Genomic DNA, 14,835 nt, shown 5'->3' on the forward strand with positions numbered 1-14,835 from the left:
GTTCTTAGACTTTGAAATTGGCGCAACTTCACGAATAGTTACTACGTCACCAGCATTACATTGGTTAGTTTCGTCATGAGCTTTCAACTTAGTTGAACGCGTCATGTACTTACCATAGATAGGATGCTTAACACGACGTTCAATCAGGACAGTGATAGACTTATCCATTTTGTCACTGATAACGCGACCTTGTAGTGTACGAATCTTTGCTTCGCTCATTACTTACCTGCCTTTTCAGTTATGATTGTTTTAACACGTGCTATATTGCGACGTACGATTCTTTGCAAATGAGTTTGTGCTAACTGACCTGTGCTTGCTTGCATGCGATAGTTAAACTGTTCGCGCAATAAGCTCAATAATTCAGTGTTTAGCTCTTCAATGCTTTTTTCTTTAAGTTCACTGGCTTTCATTACATTACCGTCCGAGTTACGAAAGTAGTTTTAAACGGTAGTTTAGCAGCGGCTAAAGCAAAAGCTTCACGTGCAATCTCTTCCGAAACACCTTCCATTTCATAAAGAACACGACCAGGAAGAATTTGACATACCCAGTATTCTACTGAACCTTTACCTTTACCCATACGAACCTCAAGAGGTTTTTTAGTAATTGGCTTGTCAGGAAATACACGGATCCAAATTTTACCTTGACGCTTCACGTGACGAGTCATAGCTCGACGAGCGGCTTCAATTTGACGCGCAGTCATACGACCACGTTCAAGAGATTTTAAGCCGAAAGTACCGAAGCTTACTGAACTACCAGTGTGCGAAAGTCCACGGTTGCGCAGTTTAAATTGCTTACGGAATTTAGTACGTTTTGGTTGTAACATTACTTAATCCTCTACTTACTGCTTTTGCGGTTGTTTTTTCTTTTAGGCTTAGCAGCTGGTTCTTCTGCCTTAAGTGGCATTTTACCCATTACTTCACCTTTAAAGATCCAAACTTTGATACCGATAACACCATAAGTTGTGTTACCACGCGCAATAGCGTAGTCGATATCAGCACGTAAAGTATGCAATGGTACACGACCTTCACGATACCATTCAGCACGAGCAATCTCAGCGCCGCCTAAACGACCACTTACTTGAACTTTGATACCTTTAGCGCCTAAGCGCATTGCATTTTGTACGGCACGCTTCATAGCGCGACGGAACATAACACGACGCTCTAATTGACTAGCAATACTGTCAGCAACAAGTTGCGCATCCATTTCTGGCTTACGTACTTCAGCGATGTTGATTTGAGCAGGTACACCAGCAATTTTAGAAATCGCTAAACGTAACTTCTCTACATCTTCGCCTTTCTTACCGATAACAACACCCGGACGAGCCGTATGAATTGTTACGCGGATAGATTTAGCTGGACGTTCAATAACAACTTTTGATAATGATGCACGCTTAAGCTTTTCAACTAAATATTCGCGAACCTTGTGGTCCCCGTCTAAGTTATTTGAATAGTCTTTGCTGCTTGCAAACCATGTAGACGCGAAAGGTTTACTGATCCCTAAGCGAATACCGGTAGGATGTACTTTTTGTCCCATTCTACTCTCTCCTAAGAATCTGACACAATCACAGTGATGTGACTTGTGCGTTTAATAATCCGATCCGCGCGGCCTTTCGCACGAGGTCTGATACGTTTCATTGTTGGACCATCGTCAACCATTATAGTTTTTACGAAAAGCTCATCAATGTCTGCACCTTCGTTATGCTCAGCATTTGCAATAGCAGAATCAAGAACTTTCTTAACTAACTCAGCAGCTTTTTTGTTGCTGAAAATTAAGATTTCTAATGCTTCTTCTACTTGTTTGCCGCGGATTTGATCCACAACTAAACGTGCTTTTTGAGCAGAACCACGGGCAAATTTATGTATAGCAATTGCTTCCATTATAATTTCCCCTATTTCTTCGCTTTCTTATCTGCGACATGGCCGCGATAAGTACGAGTTGGTGCAAATTCGCCTAACTTGTGACCGATCATTTCATCAGTTACAAATACAGGTACGTGTTGGCGGCCATTATGGACAGCGATGGTCAATCCGATCATTGTTGGAATGATCATTGAACGACGGGACCAAGTTTTAATTGGCTTTTTATTCCCGCTTTCCACCGCTTTCTCTACCTTCGTCAACAAGTGCAGGTCAATAAAAGGACCTTTCTTGAGGGAACGTGGCATGGTGAATCCTCTTTATTTACTCTTCATTCTTGAAATTACAATGTTTGTCTTCGTTTCTCATAACAATCGTTTAGTGAACTAAACTCATGCTCTTCGATACTCGACGGTTTCTCTGTAACCTCAATTATCTTGAGTATTAAAATTAAGTACTATTATTTAGTACGACGACGTACGATAAATTTATCAGTACGCTTGTTTGAACGAGTCTTGTAACCCTTCGTTGGTACACCCCAAGGTGATACCGGGTGACGACCGCCAGATGTTTTACCTTCACCACCACCGTGTGGATGGTCAACTGGGTTCATGGCAACACCACGAACAGTTGGGCGAACACCGCGCCAGCGTGAAGCACCAGCTTTACCCAATGAGCGAAGCATGTGTTCAGCGTTGCCGATTTCACCTAAAGTTGCACGACAATCTGACTCAATTTTACGCATTTCACCAGAGCGAAGACGTAAAGTGACATAAGCACCGTCTTTAGCAACTAATTGTGCGTAAGTACCCGCAGCACGAGCGATTTGAGCGCCCTTACCAGGTTTAAGTTCGATTGCATGAACAACACTACCTAAAGGCGTGTTGCGCAAAGGCATAGTATTACCTGCTTTGATCGGAGCGTTTGCACCAGACTGGATAACATCACCAGCTTTTAAGCCTTTAGGGGCTAAGATGTAACGACGTTCACCATCTGCATATAATACTAACGCAATGTTGGCACTACGGTTTGGATCATATTCCAAACGCTCTACTTTCGCAGGGATACCATCTTTATTACGTTTAAAGTCAACCATACGATAATGATGCTTGTGTCCACCACCAATGTGACGAACGGTAATGCGACCATTATTGTTACGACCACCAGACTTTGATTTAGTATCAAGTAATGGTGCGTAAGGCTTACCTTTGTGTAGTTCTTTGTTTACCACTTTAACCAGGTGACGACGACCCGGAGAAGTAGGTTTACATTTTACTATAGCCATTTTAACTGCTCCTAAGACTCAGCGTTGCCAACGAAGTCGATATCCGAACCTTCGCTAAGAGTAACGTACGCTTTTTTCCAGTCGTTACGACGACCAGTACGAGCACCTGTACGTTTTACTTTACCCTTAACATTTAAAGTACGAACACCTTCAACTGAAACTTCAAAAAGTTTCTCAACAGCCGCTTTGATTTCAGCTTTAGTAGAGTCTACAGATACTTTGAAAACAACTGTGTTGTTTGCTTCAGCAGCCATAGTGCTCTTCTCAGAAATGTTCGGTGCTAGAAGCACTTTTAACAAACGTTCTTCGCTTATCATGCTAACATCTCCTCAATTTGTTTAACTGCAGTAGCAGTCATCAAAACTTTTTCGAAACCAACCAAACTAACTGGGTCAATACCGTCAACGTCACGAACGTCAACTTTATATAAGTTACGAGCAGATAAGAATAAGTTCTCATCAACTTCAGGTGTAACGATTAATACGTCTTTAAGTTCAAGACCTTTTAACTTAGCTACTAACTCTTTAGTTTTTGGTGTTTCAACAGCAAAATCTTCTACCACGATCAAGCGTTCTTGACGAACTAACTCAGAAAGGATGCTAGAAATAGCACCACGGTACATTTTACGATTAACTTTTTGGCTGTGATCCTGAGGTTTAGCAGCGAATGTTACGCCACCTGCACGCCAGATTGGACCACGTGTAGTACCAGCACGCGCGCGGCCAGTACCTTTTTGACGCCATGGTTTTGCGCCACCACCACTAACTTCTGAACGAGTTTTTTGAGCACGAGTACCTTGACGAGCACCAGCTGCATAAGCAACTACTACTTGATGTACTAAAGCTTCATTAAACTCACGTCCAAAAGTTGCTTCGGATACTTCAAGAGCGCCTTTAGCGTCTTTTAATACTAATTCCATCACAAATCTCCTGGACTAAGCTTTAACAGCTGGTTTGATGATTACGTTACCGTTAATTGCACCCGGAACTGAACCTTTAATAAGGAGCAAGTTACGTTCTGCATCAACGCGAACCAATTCAAGGTTTTGTGTAGTAACGCGCACAGCACCCATGTGACCAGACATCTTTTTGCCTTTAAATACACGACCTGGTGTTTGACATTGACCTAACGAACCGTTAGAACGATGTGATAACGAAACACCATGTGTTGCATGTTGCATGCTAAAGTTCCAACGCTTAATACCGCCTTGGAAGCCTTTACCTTTTGATGTACCAGTTACGTCTACTAATTTAGTGTCTTCGAAAATTGAAACAGTGATATCACCGCCCAATTCCAAACCTTCACCTTCATTTGCATTTAAACGGAATTCCCACAGGCCACGACCTGCTTCAACGCCTGCTTTTGCAAAATGACCAGCTGCTGGTTTATTAACACGGCTAGCTTTACGCTTACCGGTTGTTACTTGAAGCGCTGAATAACCATCAGTCTCTACAGTTTTCACTTGAGAGATGCGGTTGGCTTCAACTTCTAGAACTGTTACAGGTGTAGATACGCCGTCTTCAGTGAAGATACGTGTCATGCCTATTTTACGTCCAACTAGACCTATAGTCATTGTTAAAACCCCTTAACCCAAGCTGATTTGAACGTCAACGCCTGCTGCAAGATCTAAACGCATTAATGCGTCTACAGTCTTTTCAGTTGGCTCAACAATATCAATCATGCGTTTGTGAGTACGAATTTCGTACTGATCTCGCGCATCTTTGTTAACGTGTGGAGAAGTCAAGATAGTGAAACGTTCTTTACGCGTAGGAAGTGGAATAGGACCACGAACCTGTGCGCCAGTACGCTTTGCAGTATCAACGATTTCTGCTGTAGATTGATCAATCAAACGATGATCGAACGCTTTCAAACGAATGCGAATTCTTTGATTTGACATGAAGACAAATCCCCTTTCTAAAGAACAAAAAAATACATCCCTCTGCTTCCTTTATTGCCGGAAGGGGGTGTATTACTAAACAACATTTAACTCCAAATCGGAGTTACTGTAATAGTTAAACATACGAGCATTTAACTATATAAATCGCACAAGCCGAAACATGTGCGGATGCGCATTATACACGAAGAGCATTTAGAAGCAAGACGAGAATTAAAAATAAACAACTAGCGTTGAAAATTAATGCAGAAAATCATTAACCCCGTCAGTACAAGACTGTTAATATTAATTTCAAAGTTAATAGCTCTGCTATATATAGGGAATAAAATAAATAATACATTTAATGGGATTTTTTACTAAAGCTCCACTGGCGATACTTATTATAAATTAAATAGCCTCGTTAAATACCCTTGTCTTTTTATTCGAGTTCTTAATTAATTTCTATTTTCTATGTCGATCTACTTAAAGTAATGATATACTCGCGCGCAAATTTTCAACAATTTCGCTTTTTTAGTAGCGACTTAATTAGAGTAAAGTAATGGCAGATTTATCTAAATATAGAAATATTGGTATATTCGCTCACGTTGATGCGGGTAAAACCACAACAACAGAGCGTATCCTTAAATTAACTGGTAAAATTCATAAGTCTGGTGAAACCCATGACGGTGAGTCTACGACTGACTTCATGGAACAAGAAGCCGAGCGCGGTATTACTATTCAGTCTGCAGCGGTAAGTTGTTTTTGGAAAGATCACCGTTTCAACGTTATCGATACTCCTGGTCACGTTGATTTTACTGTAGAAGTTTATCGTTCACTTAAAGTTCTTGATGGTGGTGTTGGTGTATTTTGTGGTTCTGGTGGTGTTGAGCCACAATCAGAAACTAACTGGCGTTATGCAAACGACTCTAAAGTAGCACGTTTAATCTTCGTTAATAAATTAGACCGTTTAGGTGCTAACTTTTACCGTGTAGCAGACCAAGTTAAAAACGTACTAGGTGCTAACCCACTTCTTATGACTTTACCAATTGGTGAAGAGGATGATTTCATCGGTGTTGTTGACGTTTTAAGCCAAAAAGCTTACGTTTGGGATGAAACTGGTCTTCCAGAAAACTACACAATTGAAGATATTCCAGCTGATATGGTTGATGATGCAGCTATGTATCGCGAGCAATTAATCGAAACTGCATTAGAAGCAGATGAAGATTTATTAATGGAATACTTAGAAGGTGAATTAACACCTACTGATGAACAAATTAAAGCTTGTATCCGTAAAGGTACACGTGAATTAATGTTCTTCCCTACGTACTGTGGCTCAGCATTTAAAAACAAAGGTATGCAATTATTACTTGATGCTGTTGTTGACTACTTACCTTCACCTACAGATGTTGAACCACAACCTCTTACAGATGAAGAAGGTGAGCCTACTGGTGAATATGCAATCGTTTCTGCAGATGAAACATTTAAAGCGTTAGCATTTAAAATCACTGATGACCGTTTTGGTACATTAACTTTCGTACGTATCTATTCAGGTGTGTTAAATAAAGGCGATACCATCCTTAATGCTGCTACAGGTAAAACTGAGCGTGTTGGTCGTATGTGTGAAATGCAAGCTGATGATCGTAACGAACTTACTTCAGCACAAGCCGGCGATATCATCGCGATTGTTGGTATGAAGAGTAACGTACAAACAGGTCACACATTATGTGATCCTAAAAATCCAATTATCCTAGAAGCAATGGTATTTCCTAAGCCAGTAATCTCTATCTCTGTAACACCTAAAGATAAAGGTTCTACTGAGAAAATGGGTATTGCAATTGGTAAAATGGTTGCAGAAGATCCTACCTTCCAAGTTGAAACTGATGAAGATTCAGGTGAGACAATCTTATCTGGTATGGGTGAGCTTCACTTAGATATAAAAGTAGATATTCTAAAACGTACCTACGGTGTTGAATTAGCTGTTGGTAAACCACAAGTTGCTTACCGTGAAACGATTACTCAACCAATTGAAGATTCTTACACGCATAAGAAACAATCTGGTGGTTCTGGTCAATTCGGTAAAATTGATTACCGTATCAAGCCTGGCGAACCTGGTTCTGGTTTCGTATTCAACTCTACTGTTGTTGGTGGTAACGTTCCTAAAGAATTCTTCCCTGCAATCGAAAAAGGCTTCAAAGGCATGATGGATACTGGTGTTCTTGCTGGTTTCCCTGTACTTGACGTTGAAATTGAATTATACGATGGTGGTTTCCATGCGGTCGATTCATCTGCTGTTGCATTTGAACTTGCTGCTCGTGGCGCGTTCCGTCAATCAATTCCAAAAGCAGGTGCTCAGTTAATTGAACCTATCATGGCTGTTGATGTGTTTACTCCTGAAGATCACGTTGGTGATGTTATTGGTGATTTAAACCGTCGTCGTGGCATGATTGGTGGTCAAGAAGCTGGCGTTACTGGTGTTCGTATTAAAGCTGACGTACCTCTTTCAGAAATGTTCGGTTACATCGGATCATTACGTACAATGACATCTGGCCGTGGTCAATTCTCAATGGAATTCTCTCACTACATGCCTTGTCCTAGCAACGTTTCTGAAACAGTAATCGCTGAAGTTAAAGCGGCTAAAGCTGCTAAAGACGCTGCTAAAAAATAAATAATCACTTGATTATTAAATAGAAAAGGATGCTTTAAGCATCCTTTTTTTTGTCTTGAAAACCTTGAGAGTTAATTTTACAAAATCGCTACTTTGTTATTAACACTCGTTTATAAGTATTCACTATTAATGACACTGTTCTTCCACAGAACTACTTTGTTGTTCAAACGTTATATTACTCAAAGATATACTCACTGCACTGCTTGAACTCAAGGCAAATGGTACTAATGCTATGGACTCTTGCGTTATCGATTTCTCGGTAAAGCAAGACAAATTCATGGTTAATTTTTGCCATGTATTTAAAGGTAGTTTAGACAAACGTGGCGCAATATTATAACTGGCTTGGCAGTGCGGTTTTAACACTTGGTTTTCAATGCAGTTTATTGTCACCCATATTGGTTTGCTCGCATCACTTTCTCTTTTTATATTCATCGATAACTGAGCGCTTTTTGCTAAATCGTTAACAAATTCGCTTGAGTGATTACTAGAAACCAAATCCGTAGCTAATTGAGTAAACTTAATACCCGCTGTAGATTGCCCGTTTAGATTAAGACGAAAAGCATCTTCTTGAACCATTTTATCAATAGTACGATATTCAATACCTGCTAAGGCTGAACTATTCGAGTCAATTGTTTTTACTTCGTTATTCGAGGTTAATAACAGGGTTAATGAAGGGGCAACTTTACCGTTAAATAATGAGATTACTTGATGATTATTTTCATCTTTAACAAAACTTTCAGTTAAGTTAGATGACTCAGATAGGTTAGATGACAAAGTGCTCAACTCCCCATAGCGTAAACCAAAGCCATAAGGTAACAATGGTTGATAATCTTCATCAAATCTATTCACCACTTGTACGGGTGAGTTGGGCCATGAAAAAGACAAACGTCCTTTAAAGTCGTACTGTATTTCATCATTACTATCTTTCAATAATACATCAGCAACAGCTAAACCTTCTGAACCTGGGAGCCAAGCTGCAACAAAGGCGTCACTGGCATTAAGTTCAGCATTAACCCATATTGGACGACCGCTGATAAATACAGATACTACAGGAATCCCCTGTGCTTTTAATTGCTTTAAAATAGCTAAGTCTGATTGCACTCCGCTTTGATAAGCTAAATTTGCTATATCCCCTTGTCCTTCCGCGTAAGGCTCTTCACCAAACACAACAACAGCTACATCAGGTTTAATATCATAATGTCCATTTTCACTAAGCTCAATTTGCCCTCCTGCAGCAATTACTTGATTTTCTAGCCCATCATAGATCGAACTCCCGCCAGGGAAGTCGCTATTTTGATTATTAGTCCCTTGCCAAGTAATTGTCCAACCGCCAGATTGCTTGCCGATATTATTAGCGGCATCGCCCAAAACTAAAATATTCATTTTTGGGGATAATGGTAATAATCCGTCATTGTTCTTTAATAACACTAGCGACTCACGTACTGCTTGTCTGGCTATTTCACGATGAGATTTACTGCCAATTAATGCGGTTTTCCCAGAAAATTTTCGATTAGCTGGGCTGGGTTTATCAAACAAACCTGCGCGATATTTAACCCGCAGAATACGAGTGACGGCATCATCAATACGTGACATTGGAATAATACCTTGTTCTGCTTGTTTTATCGTATTTTCAAGTAAAGGTTTCCAAGCATCGGTGGGCACCATAAATATATCTAGGCCAGCATTTACCGCTTGTGGACAGTTATCATTACTACAGCCTTTAACTTGTCCATGGCCATTCCAGTCGCCTACAACAAAGCCGTCAAAGCCCATTCTATCTTTGAGTACCTCGGTTAATAGGTAATGACTGCCATGTATTTTTTCTCCTTGCCAACTATTAAAAGAGGCCATGACAGATTGTGCACCTGCCGTTAAGCCGCCAACATACCCTTGGCCATGAATATCAAACAATTCTTGTTCATTAGCAATATTGTTTCCCTGATCATCGCCATTTACCGTACCGCCATCGCCGACAAAATGTTTTACTGTACTAATTACCCGATCATCGCCTAAAAAATCTTCGTTAGCATGTCCCTGCAACCCTTTAACAATAGCTGCCGCATAGACCTTTACAATTTCAGGGTCTTCTGAATATCCCTCATAAGTTCTACCCCATCGGTCATCTCTTACCGTCGCTACCGTTGGGGCAAATACCCAGTCAATGCCTGTCACCATCACTTCAGTTGCTGTTACTTCTGCAATTTTTTCAATTAATTGAGCATTATTTGCAGCACCTAATCCTATATTATGAGGGAATAACGTCGCCCCAATAACATTGTTGTGACCATGCACCGCATCTGTGCCCCACATCGTTGGAATAGTGCTGCCATCTAAGCTTGAATCAATCGAGGCTTGATACATTTTTTCTGCCAATTCAATCCAATCTTGAGGCGTTGAATGTTTGTTATTATTGGGAAAAGCACCACCGCCATTTAAATATGAGCCGAAACCATATTTTCTCATATCTTCAGGTGAGATATCCCTGATTTCAGGCTGGATCATCTGCGCAACCTTTTGCGCTAACGTCATGCTTTTAAGTGTTTGCTGTACTTTCAATTCGAGGTTAGGATCTTGTTTGACTTCCGAGTTAACTTTTGGCCAAATAGTTAAATTTTGATCTAATTGTTCAGCCATTCGCGGTGCTTGATCCGCTTGCTTGGCCTTATTTACTGGCTGATTGTTACAAGCTACTAACAATGTCAAAGGTAAAATTACCACTGCTAGTGTGTTGACGGTAAAAGTTGAATAGGTCATTTTGTCTCGCTTAACTGCTGTCATAATTTATGAAATTTCTGAAAATTTACTACCTTTAATACCGTAATAAGCAATATAAAGGTAACAAACTAAAGGTAAAATAAAGGCAAGTTGAATGCCGATAGTGTCGGCTAATACGCCTTGTAAAACAGGAACAATTGCACCGCCCACTATAGCTAAACAAAGAATACCTGCGCCTTGGCTAGTATGTTTTTCTAGCCCGTTCAGCGCTAAACTAAAAATGGTGGGAAACATAATAGAATTGAATAAACCAACCAATAAAAGTGCCCACATAGCGACACTGCCTACACTAACAATCGCTAAGCCGATAAGCGCGACTGAGATAATCGCGTTAAAAGTAAGGACTTTACCCGCATTGACTTTTTGCATGACTACAGCACCAATAAATCGCCCAACCATAGCGCCTCCCCAGTAATAGGTAAGATATTTGGCGGCTTCTGTTTCTGCCAAACCTGCAATATCAGCTTCCCCTAGAAAATTAACTAGAAAACTACCAATTGACACTTCAGCGCCAACATAAACAAAGATCCCCAGCGCGCCTAAAACTAAGTGTTTGTATTGCCATGCTGAGCCTTCAACTACCTCTCCTTTGGCTACCTCTGCGTTTTCAATATGCGGCAGCTTTAAATAAGCAAATATTGCCGCAAGTATTAACAAAGTAGCCATTAATCCTAAATAAGGTAGTTGCACGGATTCAGCTGTTTGTGTAGCCACCGAGTCGGTTACTTCATTTAAAATAAGAAGTGCGCCGAAATAAGGGGCGATAGTCGTACCTAGGGCATTAAATGCTTGCGTCATTGTTAATCGTGATGATGCCGTTTCTTTACTGCCTAGCAAGGTGACATATGGATTAGCAGATACTTGCAAAATAGTAATACCACTTGCCAGTACAAATAACGCCGCAAGAAAAATAGGGTAGCTATGCAATGAAGCCGCAGGGTAGAAAATTAAACACCCTAGCGCAGCAATAACTAAACCAACAACAATACCTTTTTGATAGCCCATAGCTTTTACTAATCGACCTGCAGGTAAAGAAACAAGAAAATAAGCACCAAAAAAACAAAATTGTACGAGCATGGATTGAGTATAAGTAAGCTCAAAAATAGCTTTTAAGTGTGGAATAAGAATGTCGTTAAGACAGGTGATAAATCCCCACATAAAAAATAATGACGTTAACGAAAAAAGTGCAAATTTATTTGCTCCTACTGTTTCAGCATTATTTAATGAGGAAGGTTGTTCAAGAGAAATTGACGAGCCAGCCATAAGCGGTTCCCTAAATCTTAAGTGATAAACATTAGTTAAGTTATTTTAAATAAGCGCTCAGTGAACCTGAGCGCTCTATATTCATAAGCAGTGCGTGTTAGTTAAAACTATAACGCACACCTAATGCATAACGAGGACCATATTGTCGAGCAAATAGGAACTGTTCTTCATAACGACCAAAGTCTTGCTCTGTTTCATTATTTAGGTTGAGACCTTCCATGAATACCGTTAATTCTTCGGTAACATCATAGTTAATACTCATGTCCCATTGACCAAACTCTTTGGCAAATTGTGGTGGGTTATCAGCCGAGCCTTGCGACTGACCAACACCAATTAAGTATTCATCACGCCAAGCGTAGGTTACTTTTACAGACAAGCCATGCTTCTCATAGAACACTTGAAAGTTAGCTGAATCACTTAACCCTGTTAATGGCGTTTGTGGCTCAAGATCGGCAATGCTGTCCACTTTGGTAATGTCATTTACATCAAACTTAAGGTCACCGTCAACAAAGGTTGCATTGGCTCCTACACCAAAACCAGTTTCACCAAATAAATGCTGAAGTGCTATCTCAAAGCCATCAACGGTTTTTTCTTCCGGTGTATTAAATGGGCGAGTAATCTCCCACTGCATTAAAGGATCATCACCTGCAGGCTCAATATAACCTTGTGCATTTAAAGTAGTACCATTGAGTTGCATTTGAGCAAAAATCTCATCACTCGTTGGATCCCCACCTAAATCGGCAGCCGCTTGTTGCCAACGTGGACCGAGATAAATATCACGCATGTCTTCAACGGTCGAAGTTACGGTTTGACTACTGATAAAATTTTCAACATCTTTTCTGAAATAACCGATAGAAGCATAACTACCGTCTGCGTAGTAATATTCTAAAGACAGATCGAGGTTGGTCGACTCATAAGGGTTTAAGTTAGTATTACCTTCACCACCAATGCGGTTTTCAATGCGAGTACTTGCGCCTAATGATCGACCACCGGCTAAATCACCTAACGGTGCTCGAGCAATAGTTTTACCCCAAGAAGCACGAGCGACTAGATCATCAGTAAGATCAATTTTGGCATCAATCATAGGTAGAAATACGTCATGCTCACCTTCAAGTGACAAAATTGTATTATCGCCCGGTTGATATTGTGTATGCCATTCACTGCCTCCTTTCCACCAAACTTCTGTTGGAATAGGTTGTAACACATTACTGATAACATCCGTTTTTTCGTATCTAAAACCGGCGTTTATTTGGATAGGTAAATCGCCCGCTTCAAACTCCCACAAAGTTGAAGCATAAATACTTGTGGTATTTTCATCGACAGAACCTTGCGATTGGACGCTGCCTTCACGGTAAGGGTCGGTACTAAAATAATCATCACCTAATACATCGCTATTCAAAAAATATGCTGAGCGAGAAACGGCTTCGTCAAAGTCAAAATTGTAATAGTAGCCGCCACCGATTGGATTATCGCCATTGGAAAATGCATCTAGAAAGTTATTGGTGGTGTTGTAGTGAAACATTCCGTCAGGGAATGCAGCCGAGTAATTAGGATTAAACAAAAATCCTCCTATCAGCCCACTCCATGCACTTGAACCGCCCATGGTTTGTTCCGTTCTAGCCACACCAAATTTAACCGACACTAATGAAAAATCGTAAGGATTATCCCAACTTCCATCAATTTGTAGTTGCTCGATTTCAGATTTGCCTGGGCTGTGAATAAACTGGCTAAAATGTGAATCTATTTCACTGGGTGAAAGGGTAGTCGTACCATTTTTCCAGAAAATGGTTCCTTGTGGAATATCACCTGTTCTAAAGTCATAATGTTTAGTCACCAATTGATCTGAACCAAACACTAAAGAGCCTGTACCATTTAAGCCTTTATCTTTGCCGTTATCTGCTTCGTTTTCTGAGCTGTGATAATCAACCGAGAAACTTAGTTCACTGGTTGCTTGCCATTCAACATTAAAACCTAAAGAGCTTTCTTTCGTTCCTGTGGTATCGCGATTAGCGGTATAAGAACCGTCATTACCTGATAAATCAGCAAATAAAACAGTACCATTTTCATCAAGCTCGTAAGCATTGATACTGCCGCCATAATCATGCCACTGCCCCCAACCAATAGAATTAGTTCCAGTAGTTGATTCACCCATAATGTAATCTAGTGTCAATATAACACTGTCAATTGGTGCAAATTGAAACGTAACATTGGCATTACTTCTTTCTCGTTGTACATTAGCAATACTGTAATTCATATCACGAGGAAAAAAGGCGCCTGCCGCGGCACTAGCCGAACGATTATCAATCACTTTATCTGCATCTAAAGCAGGTAACTGCGCATCTGGCTGAAACTGCCAACCTTGAATATTGGCGGCTTGTTGCTGAAAATCACGTTGTTGGTGAGAAAACGATAAAGAAAATCCAAACATTTCATCAGCAAAAGTATTACTGTATAAGCCTGAAAATTCAGGTGTAACATTATCTCCTTCCACATTTGACGTGTCGTAAATACCTTTACCTGAAATAACAAATTTTTGACCTGGGCTACTAAATGGCTTCATGGTCACTATGTTAACGGTTGCTCCTAATCCACCACTTGGCGTTTCGGCGCGTGCGGTTTTAAATACTTCCAGTGCACTTACCCCATCGGAAGATAAGTTTTCTAAATTGTAAGAGCGCGAATTACCTGTGCCTGGCATTTGTCTGCCATTTAGGGTGATCAGGTTAAAGTCAGGCCCAAAGCCCCGAACAGTGATCTGGCTTCCTTCACCATTTGTTCGGCTAACGCTAACCCCTGTGATACGCTGCAATGATTCAGCCAAATTCGTATCAGGAAATTTACCCATTTCTTCTGCTGAAATAGCATCAACAACACCTGACATACTGCGCTTTAAATTCATTGAACGAATTAAACTACCTTGGATGCCTTTAACTTCTATAACTTCTATTTCTGAGCTTTGTCTATCATTAATACTTTCTTTAATGTCTGCTTCTTCAGCCATCAGGCTAGTATTAAAACCAGTAGCAAGTGCTGCTGAAATATAAACGGCTAAGCGTTTTTTAGAAAATTGTGAATGTTTCATGTTTACCCTACTTTTTAAAATTAGTTTAATGGGGCG

At 40.4% G+C, this 14,835-nt stretch carries 15 protein-coding genes; 1 reads left to right on the forward strand and 14 read right to left on the reverse strand.

Annotation, left to right across the window (positions count from 1 at the left end):
• From rpsQ to rpsJ, 11 genes are all read right to left on the reverse strand, one after another.
• Window positions 1–219 (reverse strand): 30S ribosomal protein S17 (gene rpsQ, locus AC27G3_RS17320; protein ID WP_487123758.1); only part of this gene is annotated, 219 nt, incomplete at its 3' end.
• A complete protein-coding gene (rpmC, locus tag AC27G3_RS17325) occupies window positions 219–410 on the reverse strand; it encodes a 50S ribosomal protein L29 (protein ID WP_487123760.1) in 192 nt (63 codons plus the stop codon). The genes rpsQ and rpmC, both read right to left, overlap by 1 nt.
• Window positions 410–823, reverse strand: coding sequence for a 50S ribosomal protein L16 (gene rplP, locus AC27G3_RS17330; RefSeq protein ID WP_487123762.1), 414 nt, complete (start codon window positions 821–823; stop codon window positions 410–412). Before rplP ends, rpmC begins: the two co-directional genes overlap by 1 nt.
• A gap of 11 nt (window positions 824–834) precedes the next feature.
• Window positions 835–1,533: a 30S ribosomal protein S3 gene (gene rpsC / locus AC27G3_RS17335; RefSeq protein WP_487123764.1), complete on the reverse strand. Its 699-nt coding sequence runs from the start codon at window positions 1,531–1,533 to the stop codon at window positions 835–837.
• Window positions 1,534–1,544: 11 nt separating this feature from the next.
• Window positions 1,545–1,877, reverse strand: coding sequence for a 50S ribosomal protein L22 (gene rplV, locus AC27G3_RS17340; protein ID WP_487123766.1), 333 nt, complete (start codon window positions 1,875–1,877; stop codon window positions 1,545–1,547).
• Between the two features lie 11 nt (window positions 1,878–1,888).
• Window positions 1,889–2,164, reverse strand: coding sequence for a 30S ribosomal protein S19 (rpsS, locus tag AC27G3_RS17345; RefSeq protein WP_487123768.1), 276 nt, complete (start codon window positions 2,162–2,164; stop codon window positions 1,889–1,891).
• Window positions 2,165–2,316: 152 nt separating this feature from the next.
• Window positions 2,317–3,141: a 50S ribosomal protein L2 gene (rplB, locus tag AC27G3_RS17350; protein WP_487123770.1), complete on the reverse strand. Its 825-nt coding sequence runs from the start codon at window positions 3,139–3,141 to the stop codon at window positions 2,317–2,319.
• A gap of 11 nt (window positions 3,142–3,152) precedes the next feature.
• Window positions 3,153–3,458, reverse strand: a complete 306-nt coding sequence (gene rplW, locus AC27G3_RS17355) for a 50S ribosomal protein L23 (RefSeq protein WP_487123772.1) — start codon at window positions 3,456–3,458, stop codon at window positions 3,153–3,155.
• Window positions 3,455–4,060: a 50S ribosomal protein L4 gene (gene rplD, locus AC27G3_RS17360; protein ID WP_487123774.1), complete on the reverse strand. Its 606-nt coding sequence runs from the start codon at window positions 4,058–4,060 to the stop codon at window positions 3,455–3,457. The genes rplW and rplD overlap by 4 nt, the downstream gene beginning before the upstream one ends.
• Before the next feature lie 15 nt (window positions 4,061–4,075).
• A complete protein-coding gene (rplC, locus tag AC27G3_RS17365; RefSeq protein ID WP_487123776.1) occupies window positions 4,076–4,714 on the reverse strand; it encodes a 50S ribosomal protein L3 in 639 nt (212 codons plus the stop codon).
• 12 nt (window positions 4,715–4,726) lie between these two features.
• The gene (rpsJ, locus tag AC27G3_RS17370) at window positions 4,727–5,038 is read right to left on the reverse strand and encodes a 30S ribosomal protein S10 (RefSeq protein WP_070375080.1); all 312 of its coding nucleotides are present in this window, start codon (window positions 5,036–5,038) and stop codon (window positions 4,727–4,729) included.
• Window positions 5,039–5,573: 535 nt separating this feature from the next.
• Here rpsJ and fusA point away from each other — a divergent pair.
• Window positions 5,574–7,679: an elongation factor G gene (fusA, locus tag AC27G3_RS17375; RefSeq protein WP_487123778.1), complete on the forward strand. Its 2,106-nt coding sequence runs from the start codon at window positions 5,574–5,576 to the stop codon at window positions 7,677–7,679.
• 126 nt (window positions 7,680–7,805) lie between these two features.
• Here the strand turns inward: fusA and AC27G3_RS17380 are convergent, their stop codons facing one another.
• The 3 genes from AC27G3_RS17380 to AC27G3_RS17390 form a co-directional block, all read right to left on the reverse strand.
• The gene (locus AC27G3_RS17380; protein ID WP_487123780.1) at window positions 7,806–10,433 is read right to left on the reverse strand and encodes a glycoside hydrolase family 3 protein; all 2,628 of its coding nucleotides are present in this window, start codon (window positions 10,431–10,433) and stop codon (window positions 7,806–7,808) included.
• Between the two features lie 27 nt (window positions 10,434–10,460).
• Complete coding sequence (locus AC27G3_RS17385; RefSeq protein WP_487123782.1) at window positions 10,461–11,717, reverse strand: sugar MFS transporter; 1,257 nt, start codon at window positions 11,715–11,717, stop codon at window positions 10,461–10,463.
• A 97-nt stretch (window positions 11,718–11,814) separates the two neighbouring features.
• Entirely contained in the window at window positions 11,815–14,799 is a 2,985-nt protein-coding gene (locus AC27G3_RS17390; RefSeq protein WP_487123784.1) for a TonB-dependent receptor, read from the reverse strand.
• Window positions 14,800–14,835: the final 36 nt, after the last annotated feature.

The sequence above is a fragment of the Colwellia sp. SU-HH01217 genome, assembly GCF_057543495.1.

Coding starts and splice junctions, on each gene's coding strand:
- rpmC (WP_487123760.1), bottom strand. CDS start 410: ATGAAAGCCAGTGAACTTAAAGAAAAAAGCATTGAAGAGCTAAACACT.
- rplP (WP_487123762.1), bottom strand. CDS start 823: ATGTTACAACCAAAACGTACTAAATTCCGTAAGCAATTTAAACTGCGC.
- rpsC (WP_487123764.1), bottom strand. CDS start 1,533: ATGGGACAAAAAGTACATCCTACCGGTATTCGCTTAGGGATCAGTAAA.
- rplV (WP_487123766.1), bottom strand. CDS start 1,877: ATGGAAGCAATTGCTATACATAAATTTGCCCGTGGTTCTGCTCAAAAA.
- rpsS (WP_487123768.1), bottom strand. CDS start 2,164: ATGCCACGTTCCCTCAAGAAAGGTCCTTTTATTGACCTGCACTTGTTG.
- rplB (WP_487123770.1), bottom strand. CDS start 3,141: ATGGCTATAGTAAAATGTAAACCTACTTCTCCGGGTCGTCGTCACCTG.
- rplW (WP_487123772.1), bottom strand. CDS start 3,458: ATGATAAGCGAAGAACGTTTGTTAAAAGTGCTTCTAGCACCGAACATT.
- rplD (WP_487123774.1), bottom strand. CDS start 4,060: ATGGAATTAGTATTAAAAGACGCTAAAGGCGCTCTTGAAGTATCCGAA.
- rplC (WP_487123776.1), bottom strand. CDS start 4,714: ATGACTATAGGTCTAGTTGGACGTAAAATAGGCATGACACGTATCTTC.
- rpsJ (WP_070375080.1), bottom strand. CDS start 5,038: ATGTCAAATCAAAGAATTCGCATTCGTTTGAAAGCGTTCGATCATCGT.
- fusA (WP_487123778.1), top strand. CDS start 5,574: ATGGCAGATTTATCTAAATATAGAAATATTGGTATATTCGCTCACGTT.
- AC27G3_RS17380 (WP_487123780.1), bottom strand. CDS start 10,433: ATGACCTATTCAACTTTTACCGTCAACACACTAGCAGTGGTAATTTTA.
- AC27G3_RS17385 (WP_487123782.1), bottom strand. CDS start 11,717: ATGGCTGGCTCGTCAATTTCTCTTGAACAACCTTCCTCATTAAATAAT.
- AC27G3_RS17390 (WP_487123784.1), bottom strand. CDS start 14,799: ATGAAACATTCACAATTTTCTAAAAAACGCTTAGCCGTTTATATTTCA.